Raw genomic sequence first — 22,006 nt, forward strand, 5'->3', positions numbered from 1 at the left:
TGCGCACTTCGAGGTAGCAGTCATGCTGGAAAAAGTTCAGGTGCCGGTAACGCTTGACGATAGTGTCATGCACGGGATGCGCGCCGGCCACCTCAGGATGCGCGAAGCGGCTTCCGGCAGTGAAGTCGATCTGGATCGTCAGCAGCTTGGTGGCCGCGTCGAAATCGACGCCGCTCACGAACCACGGATCACTTACACCCAATGCGGCTTCGAACAGCTTGCTGTGCATGACCTGCCTTCGTCTTGATTATGCAGAAACCGGGACGATACCACCCACTGGAAATTCAACAGAGGCATTTTTAAACTATCCTAAAAGCAATGGTTTAGCGAATCACCGGAAGAGCTTCGGGTGACAGCGTGCTCAGAAACTCAACGCCAGATTCGGTGACGAACACGACTTCCTCGAACTGGAAAACCGCGCCGTCACGTTCGAGTTTCGGCTCGATATGAAGCACCATTCCTGGTTCGATGATCGTCGCGTCTGCTGCAGAGAGAGAAGGAGGCTCGGTGACATCCATCCCGCCACCATGTCCGATCCGCGACACCGCGCTGTACACCGTGCCGAGATTGGCATCGCGCCACATCTGGTCGGATAGTTTGTAGACTTCGGAACAGGTCATTCCCGGCCGGATCTGTCCTGCGAGATCAAGTGTCAGGGATCGCACGGCCCCATATGTACGGATTTCCCAGTCGGCGGGCTCACCGGCGCGCGCGATCCGGTTGCAATCGGCAGGATAGCCGCCATACGTCGCCCGGAAGTCGGTCCAGACGTAGTGTCCCTCCTCGAGCGTCCTTTCCTTTGCCGTTCGTGCGTAAGCGAAATCGCCCCTCGAGAACAGCATCGCAATCGGTTCCGCGCTTTCCGCACCATTGAGGTAGGTCTGCGCTTGCATGAGGTAATAGAGCTCATATTCCGTCATGCCAATATAGGCATTTTTGATCGTCTGACGGAACGCGGTGTCGACGATTTCGTAGGCGACCCGATTAATTTCCGCCTCGAATCTGGACTTGGTCAGTCGAACTTTCCAGATAGCATCTGCCGCACTCTTGACACGGCCTTGCGCATCAAGAGAGCTGAGCTCTTCAATCAACCCCAGGGACCCCCGACCGAACATGTCCTGCCCATAGTCCACTGCGATATGACGAGGGCTGGTATCGGTCTTCCCTTTGATCCAGTCCGCGACAGCGGTGACAGACTCGTCCAGATAACCGCTGTAGTACACTGGCTCAAAGATGCGGGGCCTGAGTTCGACCGTGCGGGCCTCCCCGAGACTGCCAAAGAGCGCGAAGTCCGCGAGGGAGATTGCGGCAAAAATGGGGCGTGCCTTGTGATCCCACGAAAGTTCCTGGTAGTCGGTAAAGTAGTCGACGTTCTTCTTGTCCGTAAGAACGATCACGTCTATCTTCGCCTTTACCATCTCACGGCGGATGTTCGCGAGCCGTTGTTGCATTTCGGCTTCCGGAACCGCCGGTGCGGGCGATCGGAAGACTTGCGGGATTTCGAGTTGCAGTGCTTTCATTGTTTAATCTCCATACCTTGAGCCGGAAAATTAACGTAGCAGGCGAGACGGTCGAACGGCGCTTGGACGACGCCATAGATCGTGACTCCTGGGTCACTCGTCGTCATCTTGTAAACACGACGAAGCATCGGATAACCGATCGGGACCGAGAAGATTTCGCCGACTGGTGCTGAAGCCGGGGCAGCTTCAGCAACAATTCGCGTATTGACAATCTGAATCCCGCGACTTCTCAGCGCATCCACAATAAAGTTTTTGCCAAACTCCTCCAGGATGTCGTCCTCGACATGTGATGAAAGATAGCTGGCGTCGTATAGGAAAGGGATGTCCCCGTCGAAGATCACTTTTCTTACGCAAAGCATCACCTGATCGGGCGGTTGGATAGCCGCCATCGATGGATCGCAGATCTTTTCCCTCGTCACTGAAATCAGCCTTATGTCTGCGCTGTGGAGCGAGGACATGCGCAGATCAAGCTGCCGCAAGATTCGTTGCGGCGCTTTCACGTAGGTGCCTTTACCAGGGATCGCAGCGAGCGCGCCCGCGGCCTGTAAGTCCCGAATCGCACGCCTGATGGTGATCGGGCTAACACCGAACTCCGCGCTTAGCGCTGCCGCCGATGGGATCGGCAATTCGCGGGCGTATGTTCCGTTCCTGATACGTCTGAGGATTTCGTCGCGCACATTCTCGTACAAGGACAAAGAAGTCTCCAGTCTTGGTCTGTTCGTTCCACCCGGGTAAATACGGGCACCACTTGGATTTTGGCATCTTGACATGCATGGTATGCCAAGTATACTTTGCGCACCAACAAAAGGAAAGGAGACGTTATGAGGATCTCAGTATCGAGCAAGCGGGTGGCGCTTCTTTTGGCAGCAGCCGTGACAGTGGTCAGCACTGGTGTTACGGTTGCAAGAGCGGAATCCACCGATGACAAGGTTCTTCACGATGGAGAAATCACGATTGGCATCCACAACCAGGTTCCTTGGGGATACCGCAACGCCGATGGCACTGTTGCTGGAGTCGGCCCCGACATGATCCGGGCGGTGCTTGGGCCGCTCGGCGTGAAGAAAGTTGACTTCGTAATCGTGGACTTCGATGCGCTTATTCCCAGCCTGCTCTCGCGGCGTATTGACGCCGTCGCGTCAGGATTGGCAATCACCCCGCCACGTTGCAAACAGGTGATTTTTAGCAATCCTGATTTGGCAATCGGCGATGCCATTCTCGTGAAGAAAGGTAACCCGCTCAATATTCACAGCTACGCCGATGTCGCGAAAAATCCAGCGATCCGCATGGCGGGCGGGCGCGGAAGCTCGGATGTCGAACATGCCATCTCCGCAGGCATCCCAAAAGACCGGATACTTTTGCTGAAGGACGTCGAGTCTTCCGTCGGCGCATTGTTGGCAGGGCGGATTGACGCGGATACTGAGTCCAGTTCCACTGTGATTAACGTACTCAAGGATCCTAACGTCGGCGCCAAGCTTGAACGGGCTGTCCCCTTTACTGGCCTCGTTGTCAATGGGCAGCAGGTAGCAAATTACGCGGCAATCGCGTTCCGGCCAGATGATGCAAAGCTGCGGGACACCTATAACGAAGGTCTCGCAAAAATAAAGGCCGACGGGACGGTCAAAAAGATCTTTGCTAAATACGGTTTCAGCGATTCCGAGATCGCTCCGAGCGATGTGACTGCAAAAAAGATCTGTGGCGACGATTTCCGATAAACCAGTGACGCGGATTTTCCAGGAGGGCAAATGAATTTTCCCAATGTCATGCTGGGGATCTATAAAGGGTTTGGGGTCACTGCGACCGTTACCATCCTTGGTCTCCTATATGCGATTCCGTTTGCCCTTCTTGGAGGAATTCTTCAGAATTTTTCGAGCGGCTTTACTCGCAAGGCCATCACCTTTGTCATCGAATTCTGGAGGAGTTCGCCGGTTATTGTCCTCCTCTATGCTTTCTACTACACGCTACCGGCATTTGGTCTCTACTTGTCCGGCGTGACGGTAGGCGCACTCGTCCTCGGGTTGAACTCGGGCGCGTACAGTAGCCAATCTGTCCGTGCCGCATTGCAGTCGCTTCCGCGTGGGCAATGCGAAGCGGGTCTCGCTTTGGGCTTGAACCGGGCGGAAACACTCTTTCTCATCGAGTTGCCGCAGGCGATAAGGGCGATGATCCCGGCCTTTATCAATGATTTGATTCAGTTGATCAAGGGAACCGCATTGGTATCACTTATTACGTTGGCGGATATGACGTTTCGCGCAAAGGAAATCGCGCAGTTGAGCTACGATCCCTTGTTGATCTACTCGAGCCTTCTGCTTGCTTATCTTGTGCTCTGTTATCCAGTGACCATCTTCGGGCGCTACCTTGAGAAGTCACACGGAAGTCGGCGGGGGAGGACATGAACTTCGATCTTGCTTTCGCATTGCGAATCATACCGCAGGTACTCGACGGCATCGGCAATACTCTCCTTGTAGCCATCCTTAGTTTCATTGGTGCGCTTACACTTGGTTTTGTCTGGGAAATGTTGCGCCGCTCAAGCAGTGTAGTCCGCCCCGTCGTCCAGTTTATCGTCGATGCAATCAGGTCTACACCTGCACTCGTTCAGATTTACTTTCTCTTTTTTGTTCTTCCCTACTATGGTGTGACGTTACCCGCATTGTTCGTCGGGGTTTTTGGCCTGAGTTTTTACTACTCAGGATATATGGCTGAAGTGTTTAAGGCCGGCATAGACGCAGTTCCCGTTGGTCAGTCCGAAGGTGCAAAGAGTCTCGGACTCAACTGGTTGGATACAATCGCTTTCGTAATTGCGCCGCAGATGTTGCGAAATGTCGCGGCTCCATTGGGAGCCTATTCAATCGCGATCCTGAAGTCGACGCCCTACCTGTCAGTGATCGCAGTGCCCGAAATGCTCGGCAGCGCAATGGACGTCGCTTCAGATACCTATCGTTACGCTGAACCAATGCTGGTTGCGGGAATTCTCTTTCTCGCACTGGCGCTCGTCGCCGTCGCCCTGGTTGCACGCGTAGAGCGACTTCTCGGGGTTACCGTCGCGCAGCAGTAAGCGGATCAAAAAGTAAATCGTATATAAGTTGTTGTGGAGGACGACATGGCATCCCAATTCGCGCGCCCACTCGCCATCGCGAGTGTTGGCGCACAAGCATCTCCAATTGCTGTCGAAATGGAGAAAGTTTCAAAATGGTATGGAAACTTTCAGGTCTTACGTGACGTCAGTCTGGACGTGCAATATGGTGAAAAAATCGTTGTTTGTGGTCCCTCCGGGTCCGGTAAATCAACTTTGATTCGATGTATCAACCAGCTGGAGACCCAGCAGGAGGGTCGAATCATTGTCAACGGCGTGGAGATGCACGCACGCATGAAAGGACTGGCTGCATTGCGTCGCGACGTCGGCATGGTATTTCAGCAGTTCAATCTGTTCCCGCAGATGAACGTACTGGACAATTGCACATTGGCCTTGAGGAGAACTCGAAAGGTACCCCGGGAGGAAGCAGAATCTGTTGCTATGGCAAACCTGCAGCGTGTACGGATTCCGGATCAGGCAACGAAATTTCCGGCGCAATTGTCGGGCGGGCAGCAGCAGCGCGTCGCGATCGCGCGCGCACTATGCATGAAGCCAAAAATCATGCTATTCGACGAACCCACGTCTGCGCTTGACCCGGAAATGATCAAGGAGGTATTGGACGTCATGACAGGACTTGCCACGGACGGCATGACGATGATCTGTGTGACACATGAAATGGGCTTTGCGCGCGAGGTCGCGGACCGGGTAGTGTTTATGGACGCAGGGGAGATCATCGAGTGTGCGGAACCTGAAATATTTTTCAGGAGTCCGACGCACCTGCGCGCAAAGCAATTCCTTAGCCAGTTGTTGCATAAGTAGAACGACACCGTTCTCTCGGCGAGAAAGCGCCTGAATTTCACATCAGCAACCACGCAATGATGAATAGTCGAAATCAGCGATAGCGTATATCAGGCGATCTGGATACGTGAATCGCGAGGGCCGGAGTGATTTCAAACCGCGTTAACGACGCCTCGGGTGGAGAGCGGAGACGTCGAGGCAGTAGCGCGTAAATAGCTTGCATCGTGAAGGTGCTTGGGTGTTAGTTCGCAGTACAAATAAAACAACGATTTCTCGGATTTTGGAGACATTAGATGAAGATGAAACTGCTTGCTGCCTCGGTTCTTGCCGCGATTGGAGCTTCCGCATATGCGCAAGGCTCGGTTACGTTGTACGGTCTGTTCGATGAGGGATTCGATTTCACAAACAATGCGTCGGGAAGCAAGGCCTACGAACTTCAGAGCGGCTATGTTCAGGGTAGTCGTTGGGGACTGAAGGGTAGCGAAGATCTCGGTGGTCAAGTGAGCGCAGTGTTTCAGATTGAGAACGGTTTCAACGTCAACAATGGAAAGCTTGGCCAGGGCGGTCTGATGTTTGGGCGTCAGGCGTATGTCGGCCTATCGAGTTCGGCTTATGGCAAGCTTACGTTTGGTCGCCAGTATGACTCTGTTGTCGACTACTTCTCGCTGACGACAGCAAATGGAAACTGGGCAGGTTACCTGTTCTCGCACCCGTACGATAACGATAATACGGACGGTACCTTCCGGGTCAATAATACGGCGAAATATACCAGTCCGAATTTCGGCGGCTTCCAGTTCGGTGGCACTTACAGCTTCTCAAATGACACCAATTTTGCCAACAATCGCCAGTATAGTTTTGGGGCACAGTATGCGACAGGAAGCATCCTGATCGCGGCATCCTATCTGCAGGCTAATAATCCATCCTCAACCGCGACCGGAGCGATCAACAACGGCGGCGATGAAAATTTTGTGGGTGACCGGCTGCGCGTCTTTGGCGCAGGCATTAACTACTATATCGGAAGCGCCACTTTCGGCTTTGCCTACTCAAATGTGGATGTAAAGAATCCGGTGAATTCCGGGTATGTGGGCGCAATCACGCCTGTTAGCGGCCCTGCATCTGACCTCCGCTTCCAGAACTTCGAAATCAATGGCAAGTACCAGTTTACCCCGGCATTCTATGTTGGCGCGATGTACACCTATACACATTCGACGATGACCACTGCGGCGGCCAGTTACCATCCGAACTATCAAACAGTCGGGCTCATGGGCGACTACAACATCTCAAAACGAACCGACGTTTATCTCCAGGGGGCTTACCAGCATGTAGGAGGCGATAAAACGGGTTCAGTGCTGGACTTCGCGTATGTACCCGGTGCTTTTGGTGTTTCCTCGGGCAATAGCCAGCTCGTTCTGCGACTCGGTCTGCGTCATAAATTCTGATCAATTCGGATGATGCGAAACCGATCAATCCGGTGGTCTTGAAGACCAACGTCTCGCCTTCAGTGTGAGGGCGAGAAAACTGTTACGGTGTTCGGCGTTGTCCGATGACAACGTGAACATATCAGTTCAGCGTCCGCGTGAGACGGGGCGGGTTCAACTTCTGAATTGCCGATCGCCCCCGTCGGCTGGCCGTCGGATAACGGGTGTTATCGAGCCAGCGCGTGGCGAGGTCGGGACTCTGCCAGTTCAAGTCCACTCTTGAGGCGTTTGCTCTTCACTTGGCAACGTGAGTCCGGAGGTCGGCAATGGCAGAGCCGTCTTGTAGCGCACCTGTTTAAGCGCAAAGCTGGAGCGGATGTTTGATACGCCGGGTATCTTCGTCAACCATTGCACAATAAAGTGCTCAAGGCTCTGCATGTCGGGCACCACAACCCGTAGCAGATAGTCAGCATCGCCTGTCATCAGATAGCACTCCATCACTTCGGGTCGATCCGCGACCTCCTTTTCAAAAACACGGAGCGCGTCTTCCACCTGTTGCTCCAGGCTGACCTGAATGAACACATTGATACGCAACCCGAGTGCCCCAGCGTCGAGAAGGGTGACGTGCTGCCGGAACAGGCCGAGCTTTTCAAGTGCTCGTACGCGATTGAAGCAGGGCGTGGGTGACAGGTTAACTGCGCGCGCGAGCTCAGCGTTCGTGATGCGTGCGTTGTCCTGCAACTGGCGCAGGATTGCAATATCTGTGCGGTCCAGGCGGCGGGTCGGGAGCTTTGTTTCGGACGTCATAGTATGGGAATCTCATGCGAGGCATCGAATCCAGAATTTATACCCTATCTGAACTGAAAACTACCAGCAAAAGAGAGGCACATTTTGTGAAGAGATAGCTAAGCTCTTCTGACACGATCGAACTGCCCAATTCAACCCGCACGAGTATCGAATCTCAATGTTTAGTCCGGAGTTGCCATGACCGATTTATCGAGCGGTGTTCAGCCCGTTCTTACCCTCAACCAAACCCGCATCGACAACGATCCACAGGAGACTGCCGAGTGGATCGCCGCACTGGATGGCGTGGTGCAGCATGTCGGGCTCGAGCGCGCCCAGTATCTTTTCGACCGCCTGGCCGCGCACGCGTTGTCGGGTGGCATTGCAACAGCGCGTGCGAATGTCACGCCTTATACGAATACCATCCCGCTCGGCCATCAGCCGCCGTTTCCAGGTGACGTCGATACCGAAGAGCGACTCGCCGCTGCATTACGCTGGAATGCGCTTGCGATGGTGGTGCGAGCGAACCGGGCTTACGGCGAACTTGGCGGGCATATTGCGAGCTACGCTTCGGCGGCGGATCTCTTCGAAGTCGGCTTCAACCATTTCTTTCGCGGTGCGAACGATGCGCATGGCGGTGACCTCGTCTATTTCCAGCCACATTCGTCGCCAGGCGTGTATGCGCGCGCATACCTGGAAGGTTTCCTCAGTGAGCAGCATCTGGAGCACTACCGTCGCGAGATCGCGGGTCCTGGTCTGTGTTCGTATCCGCATCCGTGGCTGATGCCGGGCTTCTGGCAGTTTCCAACGGGATCGATGGGCATCGGCCCAATTAACTCGATCTACCAGGCGCGTTTCATGCGGTACCTACAGAACCGTGGTTTGCTCAAGACAGAGGGCAGAAAGGTATGGGGCTTTTTCGGCGATGGCGAGATGGACGAGCCCGAATCGATCGGGGCGTTGTCGCTAGCCGCACGCGAGGGGCTCGACAACCTCGTTTTCGTGATCAACTGCAATCTGCAGCGGCTCGATGGTCCGGTGCGAAGTAACGGCCGAATCATCGACGAGCTTGAGGCGCAATTCACTGGCGCTGGCTGGAACGTCATCAAGGTGGTTTGGGGTTCTGACTGGGACGCCCTTTTTGCGCGCGATCGCACCGGGGCGTTGTTGCGTGCGTTTGCGCATACCGTCGATGGACAGTTTCAGACCTTCTCGGCCAATGACGGCGCCTACAACCGCGAGCGTTTCTTTGGACAGAACGAGGAACTGGCTGCGCTCGCCGCGCATCTGAGCAACGATGACATCGACCGTCTGCGCCGGGGCGGACATGACGTACGCAAGCTGTATGCGGCGTACGACAAGGCACTCAAGCATGGTGGTCAACCCACTGTCATTCTCGCGAAGACAATGAAGGGCTTCGGCATGGGCTCGATCGGCCAGGGCAGGATGACCACGCATCAGCAGAAGAAGCTCGACGTCGAACAACTGAAGGCGTTTCGCGACCGATTCCGGTTGCCCCTTTCCGACGAGGACGTCGAGCAGCTGCGATTCTATAGACCTGCGGACAACAGTCCGGAAATGCGGTACCTGCATGCCCGGCGCGAAGCGCTCGGGGGCTATCTGCCCCGCAGAAGGACAGCCGCGTCGCAGACGTTGCCTGTCCCGGCGTTGTCGGCCTGGGGGCAATTCGCGCTGGAAGCCAGCGGCAAGGAAATGTCTACCACAATGGCGTTCGTGCGGATGCTCGGCACCCTTCTGAAAGAAGGGGCGCTCGGCCCTCGCGTTGTTCCTGTGGTCGCCGATGAGGCACGCACGTTCGGTATGGCGAACCTGTTCCGGCAGGTCGGGATCTATTCGCCGCTCGGGCAACTGTACGAGCCCGAAGACATGGGCTCGATGCTGTACTACCGGGAGGATACGGGCGGACAGATACTGGAAGAGGGCATTTCGGAGGCGGGCGCTGTTTCCTCCTGGGTAGCCGCGGCGACGTCATACAGCGTGCATGATCTGCCCATGCTGCCGTTTTACATCTACTACTCGATGTTCGGTTTCCAGCGCATTGGTGATCTGATCTGGGCTGCGGCCGACCAGCGTGCGCGTGGCTTCCTGATCGGTGCGACGGCGGGCAAGACGACGCTAGGTGGCGAAGGTTTGCAGCATCAGGACGGTACGAGCCATCTGGCGGCCTCGACGGTACCTAACTGTCGCGCCTATGATCCGGCATTCGCGTATGAGGTGGCCTTGATCATAGATGAAGGCATGCGCGAGATGATCGAACATCAGCACGATGTGTTCTATTACCTGACGGTAACGAACGAAAACTATGCACAGCCTTCGCTTCCGGATGCACCGATCGAAAGCGTTCGTGAAGGTGTGCTTAAGGGCATGTATCCGCTTGACGCGACATCCGTCGATCGCACACAGGTGCAGCTGCTCGGTTCGGGGGCGATTCTGGGCGAAGTGCAGGCCGCCGCGCACCTGCTGAAGGAAGACTGGAACATCGAAGCTTCTGTGTGGAGCGTCACAAGCTTTACCGAACTGCACCGGGACGGTGTCGCAGCCGAGCGCACCGATCGTTTGTTCGACGAGGATCGCGCTCCCGGTCCATATGTGACGTCTGCGTTGTCTCCCACTCGAGGGCCCGTAATCGCAGCAACAGACTATGTACGTGCTGTGCCGGAACTCATTCGTGCGTATGTACCGCGGCGCTATGTGACGCTCGGCACCGATGGCTTTGGACGCAGTGACACCCGTGCAGCCTTGCGAACCTTCTTCGAAGTCGACCGGCATTCGATCGCAATTGCTGCGCTGAAAGCGCTTGCGGACGACGGTGCAGTAGCGGTTGAGACCGTCAGACGGGCTGTTGATCGCTATGGCAAGCATGACGGGAACCGGGCGGCACCGTGGCAACGGTGATCCGCATTATGTGGAACTGAAAATGAAGATTGCGGGTTCAGAGATGCAACACGTTACGAAAGCCGGCGCTTCGAGCGCTTCGCGCAGGGGCGGCCATGCATCGGGAGCACAGATCGTCTTGTCCGTCTTGCGTAGCGAGGGCGTGGACACGGTTTGGGGATATCCAGGCGGTGCCGTCCTGCCGCTTTACGACGCGCTCCAGGAAGCCGTCGATATCACCCATTTGCTGGTTCGCCATGAACAGGCTGCCGTGCACGCGGCGGATGGTTTCGCGCGCGCAACGGGAAAGGTGGGGGTCGCGTTGGTGACATCAGGCCCGGGCGTGACGAACGCGGTGACGGGCATTGCGACCGCCTATTTCGATTCCATCCCGGTGGTGGTGATCTCCGGCAACGTGCCGACACAGTCCATCGGAACCGATGCCTTCCAGGAGTGTGACGCTGTCGGAATTACCAGGTCGATCGTCAAGCATAACTTTCTGGTTCTGGATGTCTCGCAACTGGCGAAGACGCTGAAGAGCGCGTTTCATATCGCCCGCACTGGACGCCCCGGACCTGTACTGGTGGATATTCCCAAAGACGTGCTTCAGGCGAAGACGCCATTGAGCATACCTGAATGCGTCACGCTGCGATCCTACCGTCCGCGCACGGATCCTCATGCTGGACAGGTGCGTCGGGCCGCCGAAGCGCTTGCGCGCTCAGAAAGGCCATGCATTCTTGTTGGTGGCGGTGCGGTCGCATCAGCTGCAGGCGAGGAGGTTGTGGAGCTCGCGCGGCGACTCGACGCACCGGTGACGAACACGTTGATGGCGCTTGGCGCCTTTCCCGGTTCAGACAGACGATGCCTCGGCATGCCAGGACTGCATGGGACGTACGAAGCAAACATGGCGATGGAGCATTGCGACGTACTGATTACGCTCGGTGCGAGATTCGATGACCGGGTCATTGGAAATGCCGGGGACTTCCGCTCAGATGGCAGGACGATTATTCATGTCGATATCGACCCCGCGACAATTGATAAGCGGGTGCAGGTTGACATTCCGATTGTAGGAGATGTGAGGACGGCGGCGCGCGCGATACGGGAGCAGCTCCGGCCACAGCGTATCAATGACGGGAATCGCAATGACTGGTGGAAACAGATAGAGGCATGGCGTGCGAAGCGCTGCCTCGCCTATGAGCCGGACGCCAACGTAATCAAGCCGCAGTTTGTTATTCAACGGCTATGGGAAGCCACCGGCGGAGATGCCTATATATGTTCGGATGTCGGACAGCACCAGATGTGGGCGGCGCAGTTGTATGGATTCGAGAAGCCTCGTCGATGGATCAACTCGGGCGGTCTGGGAACGATGGGTGTCGGACTGCCCTATGCGATGGGCGTCAAACGCGCGTTCCCGGACGCGGATGTGGTCGCGGTAACGGGGGACGGCTCGATCCAGATGTGCATCCAGGAGTTGTCGACCTGCAGGCAGTACGACTTCGGGGTGAAAATCGTTTCCCTGAATAACGGCCACCTGGGCATGGTGAGGCAACTGCAACATGTGAACTATCGGGACCGTTACTCGCATTCGTACATCGACGCGTTGCCTGACTTTGTCGCGCTCGCCCGCGCTTATGGGCATGTCGGTTTTCGCATCGAGCGACCGTGCGATGTCGAGCCGGTTCTGCGCGAAGCACTCGCAATGAAGCAGCGTACGGTATTCATGGACTTTGCCGTCGATCCGTCTGAGAACGTCTGGCCTATGGTTCGAGCAGGCGCGGGGTTGACGGACATGCTGATGAATTCGCGCGACGTCGACCGGTAAGGTAGTTGGCAATGGCCAGGACTTCGGGCTTACCGGTACCAGCTCCCTGCTGCCTGTTCCGGCGTTGATGCATTCCCGAGAAACACTAGACAACGATTTGCTCTCGCATTGGCTCGCGATTGGGAGATTTTTGAAGTGCAATTAAAAGAAATTACGGTGCCTGACATCGGCGACTACAAGGGCATCCCTGTCATCGAGGTGCTCGTTGTCCCCGGTGATTTATTTAGTACGAGAGGAGCAATCGCTGGTTACGCTGGAGTCCGATCAGGCAACCATGGACGTACCGAGTCCTTTTGGCGGTGTCGTTCGTGAGATAAAGCTCAAGGTCGGAGATGTAGTGTCGGAAGGTTCGGTCATCCTGCTCATGGAGCCACAAGGTGCGGTTGTTGAGGCGGCAACCAGAGAACTGGGGGCGGAGACGAAGTCCCGGCTACGCGATGGCTCACCCATTGCGAATGAACTGCATGAATCTGCAGTCCGTCCTTCCGCGCCTGCGCCAGCGGCTGTGATCCCGGAGAAGGGAGGTGGCCTGAACGGACCAGGCCATGCTTCGCCGTCGGTGCGCAACCTGGCGCGCGAACTCGGCGTGGACGTTGTCCGCGTGACGCGTACGGGTCCGAAGGGCCGCATCACCCAGGACGACGTCACCGCGTTCGTGAAGGGCGTGATGACGGGCGCGCTAGCAGCGCCGGCCGGCGCAGCAGCCGCACCGGCTGCGGGCGGCGCGGGTCTGAACCTGCTGCCCTGGCCGAAGGTCGACTTCACGAAGTTCGGCCCGATCGACACGCAGCCGCTGTCGCGTATCAAGAAGATCTCCGGCGCGAACCTGCACCGCAACTGGGTCATGATCCCGCACGTCACGAACAACGACGAAGCGGACATCACCGACCTCGAAGCGCTGCGCGTGCAGCTGAACAAGGAAAACGAGAAGGCAGGCGTGAAGTTCACGATGCTCGCGTTCGTCAGCAAGGCCTGCGTCGCGGCGCTGAAGAAGTTCCCGACCTTCAACGCGAGCCTCGACGGCGACAACCTCGTCTTCAAGCAGTACTACCACATCGGTTTTGCCGCCGACACGCCCAACGGCCTCGTCGTTCCGGCGATCCACGACGCGGACAAGAAGGGTCTCGTCGACATCGCCAAGGAAATGGCCGAGCTCTCGAAGCTCGCCCGCGAAGGCAAGCTCAAGCCGGACCAGATGCAAGGCGGCTGCTTCTCGATCTCGTCGCTCGGCGGTATCGGCAGCAAGCATTTCACGCCGATCATCAACGCGCCGGAAGTGGCAATCCTCGGCCTGTCGAAGAGCGCGATGAAGCCGGTGTGGGACGGCAAGCAGTTCGTGCCGCGCCTCATGCTGCCCCTGTCGGGCTTTGTTCAAGAGGGCCGCTTGCGCGGCGGCCGTGGGTCGGGTAGAAAGAGTCCGGTGATCTATCGGACGAGCGAGCTTTCATGCCTTACAAGGCAAGACTGAAGACGGGCGAACCGCGCAAACGAGCGAAGCCGGGCTATGCGGTAACAAACGCGCACGAGTACAACGAAAGCCTGAAGCGGCGCGGGCAACTCAGCCTGTATTGTCCCGACGGAGACCTGAAGGCGCTGTTCATCAACGACACGCCCTACCAGAAGGGCGTGTCGGGTCAGTCCCGGACGTACAGCGATGCGTACCTCGAACTGATCTTCATCTTCTGCCGGCTGTTCGGCTGGGGCATGCGGCAGATCACCGGCCACATGCACGAATTCTGGGCGCTGCGCGGACTCGACATCGGGGTACCGAGTTTCGGGCTTCTGAGCGAGCGGTTCCGTACGCTCGAGGTTCAGGTCAAACAACGCTGCGCTCGCGTGGCCGAACGCCTGCGCAACGGCGAAGCCATCAGCCTGATCGTCGACAGCAGCGGCATGAACTTTGGCCGGGCCAGCGAATGGCATCGGCAAAAGTACGGGCGCGACGCGAGCCAGACGCCGTGGCGCAAGATGCATCTGTCGATCGACCCGGAGATGAATGTCCACCACATCGCGATTACCGAGGACAACGTCTCCGACGAGGCGGGCCTGAATGCGATGCTGGCAGTCGACGCGAACGTCGACTGCGTGATCGCCGACGGCGCGTACTACAGTATTGCGCAGACCGAGGCGTGGTCAGCCTGCGGCGTGCTGCCGGTGATTCCCCCACCGGCCAATGCGGTCGTTCACAATCAGCCGGCGACGCGCTGGCACGACCATCTCGTTCGGTACATCAAGGACAAGGGCATCCATGCGTTCCGCAACAAATACGGGTACGGCCAGCGCGCGCTGGTCGAGGCGCAGATCTCGCGAATCAAGCGTTGCATCGGTGCGCGGCTACTGACGCGCAAAACCGAATCTCAGCAGCGCGAGGGCGTGATTATCGCGAACCTCGTGAATTTGTGGAACAGCTTCGGCAAGGCCGTTTGCGTCAAAAATGCCTAGTTGCGTCTGCAACCAACTGCAGCCATGCCCCTCTGAACAAAGCCATTGTCAAGGTAGATTGAACGTATCAGACATTACGTGGGCCCGGGGAAATCTGGCGCGAGAGCGCCCCGCACCGACCGGTAGTTCGGGTATAGCGAGGATAGCAAATGGATATGTGAAAGAGAAAGAAGTGTTTATCGTTGATACGACAAAGCAGATCGCTGCGGCACTTTGCGCCGGGCATCTGGCTAGCACGACAAGCGCCAACTTTCCGAAGCCCGCCGAAATTACGGACCAAGCGTACCAGATTGCCGAGGCAACTTATGAGCGTCGCGGCTTATCAAATCGGTCAGGGCGACACTCTAGCCGATCCTTGAGCGCTATTTGCACCACAACCAATGTGCATGGGAGCCTTGGGCTCGTGAGGTGAATGAGGCGCAAGTCAGCGGATTTCATAGTGGGCCGTAGCGGCAATGCCGACTGCAACAAAGCCCGGATATAGAGCAGCAGCCCATCCTGTCAGTCAAGCACGCGATAAACTAGCGCAACGGGACGCGTTCATATAAATGCAAATGATCAGGAAAGGACAGATGAAATGTGCGGGCAAAGCCCCGTCGTCTGCTTCGCAGCAGTTTTACTCCCTTGTGGCATAAGCAATACTTACCATATCGACATTTCTCGTCCCGACACCCTGACTGCAACAGAACCGACAAAAGTGTCTGGTTTGTCCGTTAGTGCTATCCGTGAATGGTTTTAATGGAGCACCCGCCAATCGAAACCAGAGGTCTTGAAAGTGGCATGGATTTCGCTTAAAAGTATAAGCCGTTGAAATCTTATCGGAGTATTGTCATGCGTAAATTTATGAAATCGATACTAGTCCATTGAACCATTGAAATTGCACCGATGCTAATGGTGCATGGGCAAAATGAATCTGAGTGAAACCGAGCGCGAAGAGCTGATGTCGATACAGTGCAGCCGGATTCTGTCGCTCAACTGGTTGCGGGTTTTAAGAAGGGGATCGAGTGGTTGTGTGCGCAACGAACGGATGATGCATGAAGTGCCCGACATGGCAAGATGTGCACTGCGAGGTGATGAGCTGAAGGGCGAAGCAATTGGGCCTGATGTGGGCGGGCGAGAGCGCAGCGCATTGCGCTGGACACAGTGCCGCACTTGGCGCAAGAACCCGGATCAGCTGCGGCAGTAATGCCTCAGGTTGATCATCGTGTACGCGAGCGTCTTGAGCGCGTAGTGCATGGCACTGATGCGCTCAAAGCGCAGCAGCAGGCGGCGGAAGGTATCTTCCTAGGCAAACACGCGCTCCATGGTCCCGAAGCGTTCTGCGAAGATGGCCGCATCGAAATGACGCTTGTGGCCGCGTTTGTTATGTTTGCCCGGTGGCGCGTGCCATGGCGGTGAGCCGGGGCAGCGCGTCACGCAGCAGGGACGATTCGTTGCGGTTGCCCGGCGCACTCACGAATGGCGCGATGATGTTGCAGTTGCGATCGCAGAAGGCCACCACCTTGTCGCCCTTCAGATTGTGTGCCCGCTGTAGCCGAGGTTGTCGCCGCCCTTTCCTGGCCGCCGTCGTCGTGCCGTCGCCGTGGAGGGTCGAGAGGTCTAGGACGCTGGTCCCGATGAAGAAGATCGGCCGTGCCCGCGAAGATGCTGCCATCGGCCTGCCAGCGCCGCATGATCCGGTAGATGCGGGTGTGGTGGATTTCAGGCCGGCCCTTTGTACTCGTTTCGATCGGCAGCATCTTCCACTGACATTCCATATAGAGCGCTTTCATGACATATAACATCTTCTGCAACGGCAACGGCAACGGCAACGGCAACGGCAACGGCAACGGCAACGGCAACGGCAACGGCAACGTCGGCGGCGGCCCGCGCCGGCCACGGCTCAGATGCGGCAAGATAAATTGCTCGAACTGCTCAACGGTCAATTTCGCGGGAAGCGCCTGTCGGCCATGGTTTGCAGCCATTCGCGTCTCCGCAAAGCCTTGACTTTAACCGCTCTGGCCTCGCCAACTGCCCAAGCCATTCCCCATCGGGCCCGCAGGCAAATTCGATCCCTTCGGAAAACCCGCAACCAGTTGTGTATATGCCGTCCTATGTCATTCGATGTCCGAAAAGCCTGCCTGTCGCGTTTCAGACTTCCTCCGTCGATCGGCCGAGAAACCAACATGCCTGAAGAACATCTGCCGACGCTGCCGATGTGGCGCGTCAATCATATTGAGCCCTCGCCGCAGATGCTGGCGCTGCTCGCCAAGGGGGCGATTCACCGCGTGCGCTTCCCGTCCGGACACGAAGGCTGGTGGGTCACCGGCTACGATGAGGCGAAGGCCGTGTTGTCTAATGCCACCTTCCGCCCGGCTGGTATGCCGCCGCGGGAATTCACGCCGGATTCGGTGATCCTCGGCTCTCCGGGATGGCTGGTCTCGCACGAGGGCGTCGAGCACGCCCGCCTGCGCATGATCGTCGCCCCAGCTTTCAGTAATCGCCGAGTGAAACTGCTCTCTAGGAATGTCGAGGCGATCGCTTCACGGCTGATCGACACGCTAGCGGCACAACCGCAGCCCGCCGACCTGCGGCGGCATCTGTCATTTCCACTCCCGGCCATGGTCATTAGCGCGCTGATGGGCGTTCCCTACGAGGATCATTCCTTCTTCGCTGGACTGTCCGACGCGGTGATGACGCATCAGCATGAGAGCGGCCCGCGCAGCGCATCGCGTCAGGCCTGGGGGGAACTGCGCACTTACATCCGTGCGAAGCTGCAAGCAAAGCGCAACGATCCTGGCGACAACCTGTTGACAGATCTGATGACTGCTGTCGATCAAGGCACTGCGAGCGAGGAGGAAGCGATCGGTCTGGCTGCCGGCATGCTCGTGGCAGGACATGAGAGCACGGTGGCACAAATCGAATACGGCCTGCTTGCCCTGTTCCGGCATCCGCAGCAGCGCGAGCGTCTACGCGCGGACCCGTCCTTGGTGGAGAAGGCGGTTGAGGAAATCCTGCGCCTGTATCCGCCCGGTGCGGGTTGGGACGGCATCATGCGCTATCCGAGAACGAGTGTGACCATCGCCGGTATGCACATTCCTGCGGAGAGCAAGGTATTGGTCGGCTTGCCTGCGACATCGTTCGACTCACGCCATTTCAGCGACCCCGAAGTATTCGACATCGAGCGCGACGCGAAGCCGCATCTAGCGTTTTCCTACGGCCCGCATAACTGCATCGGCGCCACCCTCGCCAGGCTGGAGCTGAAGGTGTTGTTTGGCTCGATCTTCCAACGTTTCCCCGCTTTGCACTTGGCGGTGCCCGTCGAGCAGCTCAAGCTGCGTAAGGAGATCATCACCGGTGGCTTCGAGGAATTCCTTGTGCTCTGGTGAAACCCTTTGCAGGCTGTCGAAATCTCGATTATCAAGCACCTGTAAAGGGTGCAGCCAGCATTTCGTTGGCATCAGCTAAGAGGTAGATGACCAAGATGGAGATGCACGACACAAATTCAGAATGTCAGGATGCCTTCGCGAAGTTGGCGTCGCCCGCGTGCATTCACGATCCCTATCCGTTCATGCGATGGTTGCGTGAGCACGATCCCGTGCATCGTGGTGCGTCCGGGATTTTTCTCGTGAGCCGCCATGCGGATGTCTATAGGGTGCTCAAGGCCACTGGCGACGCGTTTCGAGGGCCGGCGCCAGGTGAGTTGGCTCGATACTTCCCTCGCGCGGCCACCAGCCGTTCGCTCAATCTGTTGGCTTCCACACTGGCCATGAAGGAGCCGCCGACCCATACGCGCCTGCGACGGCTTGTTTCGCGCGACTTCACTGTACGCCAGATCGACGGTTTGCGGCCGAGCATCGCGCGGATTACGAGTATACGCCTGGATGGCATTGTGCAGGTGCTGGAGCGGGGTGAAGTGGTCGACCTGCATAGGGAGTTTTCGCTGGTCCTGCCCATGCTGGTTTTTGCTGAGTTGTTCGGCATGACGGAGGCGGATATCTTCGATCTTGCCGCCGGCATCGGCGCCATCCTGGAAGGCTTGAGCCCACATGCAAGCGACGCCCAACTCGCCGCAGCGGACGCGGCGAGTCAGAAGGTCGAAGCCTACTTCAGCGCGCTGATGGAGGAAAAGCGCGAGACGCGCGGGCAGGACATCGTGTCTGCGCTGGTTGGCGCGCATGACGGCGATGCCGACGAGCTTTCCGATGCGGAGCTGATCAGTATGCTGTGGGGCATGCTCCTAGGTGGCTTTGCGACCACCGCCGCGACCATCGATCACGCAGTCCTGGCCATGTTGGCATATCCGGAGCAGCGGCACTGGCTGCGGGGCAATGCGGCGTCCGTGAAGGCGTTCGTCGAAGAGGTGCTGCGCCGTGACGCGCCGGCCATGTTCAGTTCCATTCCGCGCATCGCACAGCGCGATATAGAGATCGGTGGCGTGGTCATTCCGAAGAATGCCGACGTGCGCGTGCTGATCGCGGCCGGGAACCGCGATCCGGACGCTTTTGCCGATCCTGATCGCTTCGATCCGTCGCGCTTCCATGGCACCAGTCCAGGTATGTCGACTGAGGGCGAGGTGATGCTGAGCTTTGGTCACGGTATCCATTTCTGCCTCGGCGCGCAGTTGGCAAGGGTGGAGTTGGCCGAATGCCTGCCACAGATAGATGCGCGCTTGCCAACGCTCGCGCTGGCGGGCGAGCCGGTACGAGAGCCATCCGTATTTCTCCGAACGTTCCGTTCGCTAACGGTGCGGTTGAAATCTCCTGGGGGCTGATATGCGTGTTATCGTCGATGAGAATCTGTGCGGAACCACAGGGCAGTGTGTGCTGACGCTGCCGAGCGTCTTTCATCAGCGCGAGGCGGACGGGATCGCTGTGGTATGCCTGGCAACGGTGCCGGAGGAACTGCGCGAGGCTGTTCTGCTCACGGTCAGCCAGTGCCCAGTCGCTGCGATACGGATCGTCGCCACCGCCCCCGGCGAGCCAGCCGTACAAGCGACCGGGCCGGGGCGGGTGACGTCAAATGACGGCATGGGCGCAGACGATGAGGCGACTTGAAGGCAAGGTTGCGGTGGTGACTGGCGCGGGAGCCGGTATCGGCAAGGCATGCGCCGAGGCCATGGCGCGCGAGGGCGCGCGGGTGGTAGTCGCCGACATCGATGCCGCGAGCGCTGCGGCATGCGCCGCGCATATCTGTTCGCACTCGGGCGAGGCACTGGCGGTCGGCACCGATATCGCCGATGAAGGGGATGTGGCCGTGCTGTTCGAGACGACGGCGCGCCACTTCGGTGGCCTGGACCTACTGGTCAACAATGCCAGCGCCATGCAACTGACCCCGCGCGATCGGGCGATTCTTGACCTCGACCTGACGGTGTGGGATCAGACCTTGGCGACCAATTTGCGTGGCACGCTGCTGTGTTGTCGGCGAGGCATCGAGTACATGCTCGCCCGAGGCGGCGGCGTGATCGTGAACATGTCCTCGTGCCAGGGGCTGAGTGGCGACACTGCGCAGACCGCCTATGCTGCATCGAAGGCGGCAATGAACATGCTTTCGCTATCGCTCGCCACGCAGTACGGCCACGCGGCAATCCGTTGCAATGCGGTGGCCCCGGGGCTGGTCATGACCGAACGCCTTGCCGCAAAGCTTGACGACGCCATGCAGCGCCACCTGATGCGGCATCAGTTGCTGCCGCGCGTTGGCTGTCCCAACGATGTGGCCGCGTTGGTGGTTTTCCTGTTGTCCGATGACGCGGCGTTCATCACTGGCCAAGTCATCTGCATCGACGGCGGCATGCTGGCGCATGTGCCGACGTATGCTGACGGCGGCAACGTACGACGGAAGCAGGCTGCGGATAGCGCTGTTGAGTCATCCGCTACCAGGCCGGTGTAATGAACCTGCTGCTCAATCCGTTCGATCGCCGCTGCTCGCGTCAACACGACTTTCCGGAGATGCAGGGCGCTTACCCGTGGGTGGGGCATCTTCCTGCCATTGTGCGCGACCTACCGGCCCTCTTGCAACGGGCGGAAGCCATGCTCGGCAACCACTTCTGGCTCGATTTCGGTCCTGCCGGGAGGATGCTGACCTGCGCGCATCCAGACGCGTTCGCATTGTTGCGACACCGGGATGTATCCTCGGCGCTGATCGGCGAAATAGCGCCAGATCTGATGGGCGGAACGCTGGTGGCCCAAGACGGTGAGGCGCACCGGCGGGCACGTGACGCGGTCAAATCGGCGTTCCTGCCGAAAGGTCTAAACCAGGCGAGGATCGGCGAGCTCTTTGCGTCACTCCTGAAGGTGCAGGTGCAGCAGTGGCGCGATATGGGCGAGGTCGCCATCCTGCGGGAAACCAGCGACCTGATGCTCAAGCTGATTTTCAGCTTGATGGGGATACCTGCGCGGGACATTCGACAATGGCGCCGGAAATACAAGCAATTGCTTCAGTTGATCATTGCCCCACCGATCGACTTGCCTGGCCTGCCATTGCGGCGCGGTCGCGCCGCGCGCTCGTGGATCGACACACGGTTGCGTGAGTTCATCCAGGATGCGCGTGCCCATGCTAAGCGCACCGGCCTGCTCAACGACATGGTCGGTTTGTTCGACCAGAGCGGACAGGATCTCTCCGACGATGCCCTGATCGCCAATATCCGCCTGTTATTGCTTGCCGGACACGACACCACGGCCTCGACGATGGCCTGGATCGTGATCGAGCTGGCGCGTCAGCCGGCGCTGTGGGAAGCCTTGACCGAAGAAGCCCAACGCTTGGGTGATGTGCCGATCCAGCAGGAGGACCTCGCCCGGTGTCCGGTCGCTGAAGCGTTGTTTCGCGAGACACTGCGGGTCCATCCGGCGACCACGTTGCTGCCACGGCGTGTGCTGCAGGAATTGCCACTTGGCGGACGCCACATTCCCGCGGGAACCGTCCTGTGTATCCCGCTGCTGCATTTTTCGAGATCTGCGCATCTGTATGAGGCGCCTGAGGAATTCCGCCTGGCGCGATGGCTGCAGCGAACGGAGCCCATCCGGCCAATGGACATGCTTCAATTCGGTACCGGACCGCATGTTTGCATCGGCTACCACCTAGTGTGGCTGGAACTGGTGCAATTCTGCATTGCCCTGGCGCTCGTCATGCAAAAGGTCGGAGTGCAGCCACGCTTGTTGAGCAACGTCGAGAAGGGGCGGAGGTACTACCCGACCGCGCATCCGTCCTCCGCCATCCGTATAGGCTTCTCGTGAGGCAGCGTTCATCGATTCACGGGAGGGTGTGAGGCACATGCATTCCG

General features: G+C 58.1%; 19 protein-coding genes and 3 pseudogenes. 17 read left to right on the plus strand and 5 right to left on the minus strand.

Annotated elements, in window-relative coordinates; all coding sequences use genetic code 11:
* The 3 genes and pseudogenes from GCT19_RS36255 to GCT19_RS36265 all read right to left on the minus strand — a co-directional run.
* Window positions 1–229, minus strand: a pseudogene (locus tag GCT19_RS36255) (ISL3 family transposase); the annotation flags it as partial.
* Between the two features lie 94 nt (window positions 230–323).
* Window positions 324–1,520: a M24 family metallopeptidase gene (locus tag GCT19_RS36260; protein ID WP_018436508.1), complete on the minus strand. Its 1,197-nt coding sequence runs from the start codon at window positions 1,518–1,520 to the stop codon at window positions 324–326.
* Window positions 1,517–2,209, minus strand: a complete 693-nt coding sequence (locus GCT19_RS36265; RefSeq protein WP_227749423.1) for a GntR family transcriptional regulator — start codon at window positions 2,207–2,209, stop codon at window positions 1,517–1,519. Before GCT19_RS36265 ends, GCT19_RS36260 begins: the two co-directional genes overlap by 4 nt.
* 132 nt (window positions 2,210–2,341) lie before the next feature.
* On the opposite strand from GCT19_RS36265, the gene ehuB reads away from it, so the two are divergent.
* The 5 genes from ehuB to GCT19_RS36290 all read left to right on the plus strand — a co-directional run bounded on the left by ehuB (window position 2,342) and on the right by GCT19_RS36290 (window position 6,827).
* Window positions 2,342–3,232 carry an ectoine/hydroxyectoine ABC transporter substrate-binding protein EhuB gene (gene ehuB, locus GCT19_RS36270; RefSeq protein WP_018436506.1) on the plus strand — a complete coding sequence of 297 codons (891 nt, stop codon included), beginning with the start codon at window positions 2,342–2,344 and terminating at the stop codon, window positions 3,230–3,232.
* A gap of 30 nt (window positions 3,233–3,262) precedes the next feature.
* On the plus strand, window positions 3,263–3,913 hold the full coding sequence (locus tag GCT19_RS36275) for an amino acid ABC transporter permease (protein WP_018436505.1): 651 nt from the start codon (window positions 3,263–3,265) through the stop codon (window positions 3,911–3,913).
* The gene (locus GCT19_RS36280; protein ID WP_018436504.1) at window positions 3,910–4,572 is read left to right on the plus strand and encodes an amino acid ABC transporter permease; all 663 of its coding nucleotides are present in this window, start codon (window positions 3,910–3,912) and stop codon (window positions 4,570–4,572) included. The genes GCT19_RS36275 and GCT19_RS36280 overlap by 4 nt, the downstream gene beginning before the upstream one ends.
* A 117-nt stretch (window positions 4,573–4,689) precedes the next feature.
* Window positions 4,690–5,409, plus strand: a complete 720-nt coding sequence (locus GCT19_RS36285; protein ID WP_051106772.1) for an amino acid ABC transporter ATP-binding protein — start codon at window positions 4,690–4,692, stop codon at window positions 5,407–5,409.
* A 272-nt stretch (window positions 5,410–5,681) separates the two neighbouring features.
* A complete protein-coding gene (locus tag GCT19_RS36290; protein ID WP_018436502.1) occupies window positions 5,682–6,827 on the plus strand; it encodes a porin in 1,146 nt (381 codons plus the stop codon).
* Between the two features lie 246 nt (window positions 6,828–7,073).
* Here the strand turns inward: GCT19_RS36290 and GCT19_RS36295 are convergent, their stop codons facing one another.
* Window positions 7,074–7,613 carry an Lrp/AsnC family transcriptional regulator gene (locus GCT19_RS36295; RefSeq protein WP_018436501.1) on the minus strand — a complete coding sequence of 180 codons (540 nt, stop codon included), beginning with the start codon at window positions 7,611–7,613 and terminating at the stop codon, window positions 7,074–7,076.
* Window positions 7,614–7,790: 177 nt separating this feature from the next.
* On the opposite strand from GCT19_RS36295, the gene mdeB reads away from it, so the two are divergent.
* From mdeB to GCT19_RS43815, 7 genes and pseudogenes are all read left to right on the plus strand, one after another.
* Window positions 7,791–10,505, plus strand: a complete 2,715-nt coding sequence (gene mdeB, locus GCT19_RS36300) for an alpha-ketoglutarate dehydrogenase (RefSeq protein WP_018436500.1) — start codon at window positions 7,791–7,793, stop codon at window positions 10,503–10,505.
* A gap of 22 nt (window positions 10,506–10,527) precedes the next feature.
* Window positions 10,528–12,306 (plus strand): biosynthetic-type acetolactate synthase large subunit, encoded by a 1,779-nt coding sequence (ilvB, locus tag GCT19_RS36305; RefSeq protein WP_018436499.1) that lies wholly within the window; start codon window positions 10,528–10,530, stop codon window positions 12,304–12,306.
* A gap of 274 nt (window positions 12,307–12,580) precedes the next feature.
* A pseudogene (locus tag GCT19_RS36310) lies at window positions 12,581–13,669 on the plus strand (2-oxo acid dehydrogenase subunit E2); the annotation flags it as partial.
* Between the two features lie 83 nt (window positions 13,670–13,752).
* Complete coding sequence (locus GCT19_RS36315) at window positions 13,753–14,748, plus strand: IS5 family transposase (RefSeq protein ID WP_152854606.1); 996 nt, start codon at window positions 13,753–13,755, stop codon at window positions 14,746–14,748.
* A 548-nt stretch (window positions 14,749–15,296) separates the two neighbouring features.
* Window positions 15,297–15,383, plus strand: a pseudogene (locus GCT19_RS36320) (IS6 family transposase); the annotation flags it as partial.
* Between the two features lie 272 nt (window positions 15,384–15,655).
* The gene (locus GCT19_RS36325) at window positions 15,656–15,934 is read left to right on the plus strand and encodes a hypothetical protein (protein WP_152854607.1); all 279 of its coding nucleotides are present in this window, start codon (window positions 15,656–15,658) and stop codon (window positions 15,932–15,934) included.
* Entirely contained in the window at window positions 15,934–16,146 is a 213-nt protein-coding gene (locus tag GCT19_RS43815) for a hypothetical protein (RefSeq protein ID WP_221309637.1), read from the plus strand. Before GCT19_RS36325 ends, GCT19_RS43815 begins: the two co-directional genes overlap by 1 nt.
* Window positions 16,147–16,160: 14 nt before the next feature.
* On the opposite strand, the gene GCT19_RS43010 is transcribed toward GCT19_RS43815, so the two are convergent.
* Window positions 16,161–16,712, minus strand: a complete 552-nt coding sequence (locus GCT19_RS43010; RefSeq protein ID WP_227717780.1) for a hypothetical protein — start codon at window positions 16,710–16,712, stop codon at window positions 16,161–16,163.
* 201 nt (window positions 16,713–16,913) lie between these two features.
* Here GCT19_RS43010 and GCT19_RS36340 point away from each other — a divergent pair, with 201 nt between their 5' ends.
* The 5 genes from GCT19_RS36340 (at window position 16,914) to GCT19_RS36360 (ending at window position 21,959) form a co-directional block, all read left to right on the plus strand.
* Complete coding sequence (locus tag GCT19_RS36340) at window positions 16,914–18,116, plus strand: cytochrome P450 (RefSeq protein WP_152854608.1); 1,203 nt, start codon at window positions 16,914–16,916, stop codon at window positions 18,114–18,116.
* 86 nt (window positions 18,117–18,202) lie between these two features.
* Window positions 18,203–19,501 carry a cytochrome P450 gene (locus GCT19_RS36345; protein ID WP_018437096.1) on the plus strand — a complete coding sequence of 433 codons (1,299 nt, stop codon included), beginning with the start codon at window positions 18,203–18,205 and terminating at the stop codon, window positions 19,499–19,501.
* Window position 19,502: 1 nt separating this feature from the next.
* Window positions 19,503–19,784 carry a ferredoxin gene (locus GCT19_RS36350; protein WP_018437095.1) on the plus strand — a complete coding sequence of 94 codons (282 nt, stop codon included), beginning with the start codon at window positions 19,503–19,505 and terminating at the stop codon, window positions 19,782–19,784.
* Window positions 19,750–20,616 carry a glucose 1-dehydrogenase gene (locus GCT19_RS36355; protein ID WP_227717779.1) on the plus strand — a complete coding sequence of 289 codons (867 nt, stop codon included), beginning with the start codon at window positions 19,750–19,752 and terminating at the stop codon, window positions 20,614–20,616. The genes GCT19_RS36350 and GCT19_RS36355 overlap by 35 nt, the downstream gene beginning before the upstream one ends.
* The gene (locus tag GCT19_RS36360) at window positions 20,616–21,959 is read left to right on the plus strand and encodes a cytochrome P450 (protein WP_018437093.1); all 1,344 of its coding nucleotides are present in this window, start codon (window positions 20,616–20,618) and stop codon (window positions 21,957–21,959) included. Before GCT19_RS36355 ends, GCT19_RS36360 begins: the two co-directional genes overlap by 1 nt.
* Window positions 21,960–22,006: the final 47 nt, after the last annotated feature.

The organism is Paraburkholderia atlantica, assembly GCF_009362785.1.
GTDB lineage: Bacteria > Pseudomonadota > Gammaproteobacteria > Burkholderiales > Burkholderiaceae > Paraburkholderia > Paraburkholderia atlantica.

Excerpts from the sequence above, each read along its gene's own strand:
- GCT19_RS36295 (WP_018436501.1), bottom strand. The coding sequence starts at position 7,613 with ATGACGTCCGAAACAAAGCTCCCGACCCGCCGCCTGGACCGCACAGAT.
- GCT19_RS36280 (WP_018436504.1), top strand. The coding sequence starts at position 3,910 with ATGAACTTCGATCTTGCTTTCGCATTGCGAATCATACCGCAGGTACTC.
- GCT19_RS36350 (WP_018437095.1), top strand. The coding sequence starts at position 19,503 with ATGCGTGTTATCGTCGATGAGAATCTGTGCGGAACCACAGGGCAGTGT.
- GCT19_RS36260 (WP_018436508.1), bottom strand. The coding sequence starts at position 1,520 with ATGAAAGCACTGCAACTCGAAATCCCGCAAGTCTTCCGATCGCCCGCA.
- GCT19_RS43815 (WP_221309637.1), top strand. The coding sequence starts at position 15,934 with ATGCCTCAGGTTGATCATCGTGTACGCGAGCGTCTTGAGCGCGTAGTG.
- GCT19_RS36325 (WP_152854607.1), top strand. The coding sequence starts at position 15,656 with ATGAATCTGAGTGAAACCGAGCGCGAAGAGCTGATGTCGATACAGTGC.
- ehuB (WP_018436506.1), top strand. The coding sequence starts at position 2,342 with ATGAGGATCTCAGTATCGAGCAAGCGGGTGGCGCTTCTTTTGGCAGCA.
- GCT19_RS43010 (WP_227717780.1), bottom strand. The coding sequence starts at position 16,712 with ATGGCTGCAAACCATGGCCGACAGGCGCTTCCCGCGAAATTGACCGTT.
- GCT19_RS36315 (WP_152854606.1), top strand. The coding sequence starts at position 13,753 with ATGCCTTACAAGGCAAGACTGAAGACGGGCGAACCGCGCAAACGAGCG.
- GCT19_RS36345 (WP_018437096.1), top strand. The coding sequence starts at position 18,203 with ATGACCAAGATGGAGATGCACGACACAAATTCAGAATGTCAGGATGCC.
- GCT19_RS36290 (WP_018436502.1), top strand. The coding sequence starts at position 5,682 with ATGAAGATGAAACTGCTTGCTGCCTCGGTTCTTGCCGCGATTGGAGCT.
- GCT19_RS36275 (WP_018436505.1), top strand. The coding sequence starts at position 3,263 with ATGAATTTTCCCAATGTCATGCTGGGGATCTATAAAGGGTTTGGGGTC.
- GCT19_RS36360 (WP_018437093.1), top strand. The coding sequence starts at position 20,616 with ATGAACCTGCTGCTCAATCCGTTCGATCGCCGCTGCTCGCGTCAACAC.
- ilvB (WP_018436499.1), top strand. The coding sequence starts at position 10,528 with ATGAAGATTGCGGGTTCAGAGATGCAACACGTTACGAAAGCCGGCGCT.
- GCT19_RS36340 (WP_152854608.1), top strand. The coding sequence starts at position 16,914 with ATGCCTGAAGAACATCTGCCGACGCTGCCGATGTGGCGCGTCAATCAT.
- GCT19_RS36285 (WP_051106772.1), top strand. The coding sequence starts at position 4,690 with ATGGAGAAAGTTTCAAAATGGTATGGAAACTTTCAGGTCTTACGTGAC.
- mdeB (WP_018436500.1), top strand. The coding sequence starts at position 7,791 with ATGACCGATTTATCGAGCGGTGTTCAGCCCGTTCTTACCCTCAACCAA.
- GCT19_RS36355 (WP_227717779.1), top strand. The coding sequence starts at position 19,750 with ATGACGGCATGGGCGCAGACGATGAGGCGACTTGAAGGCAAGGTTGCG.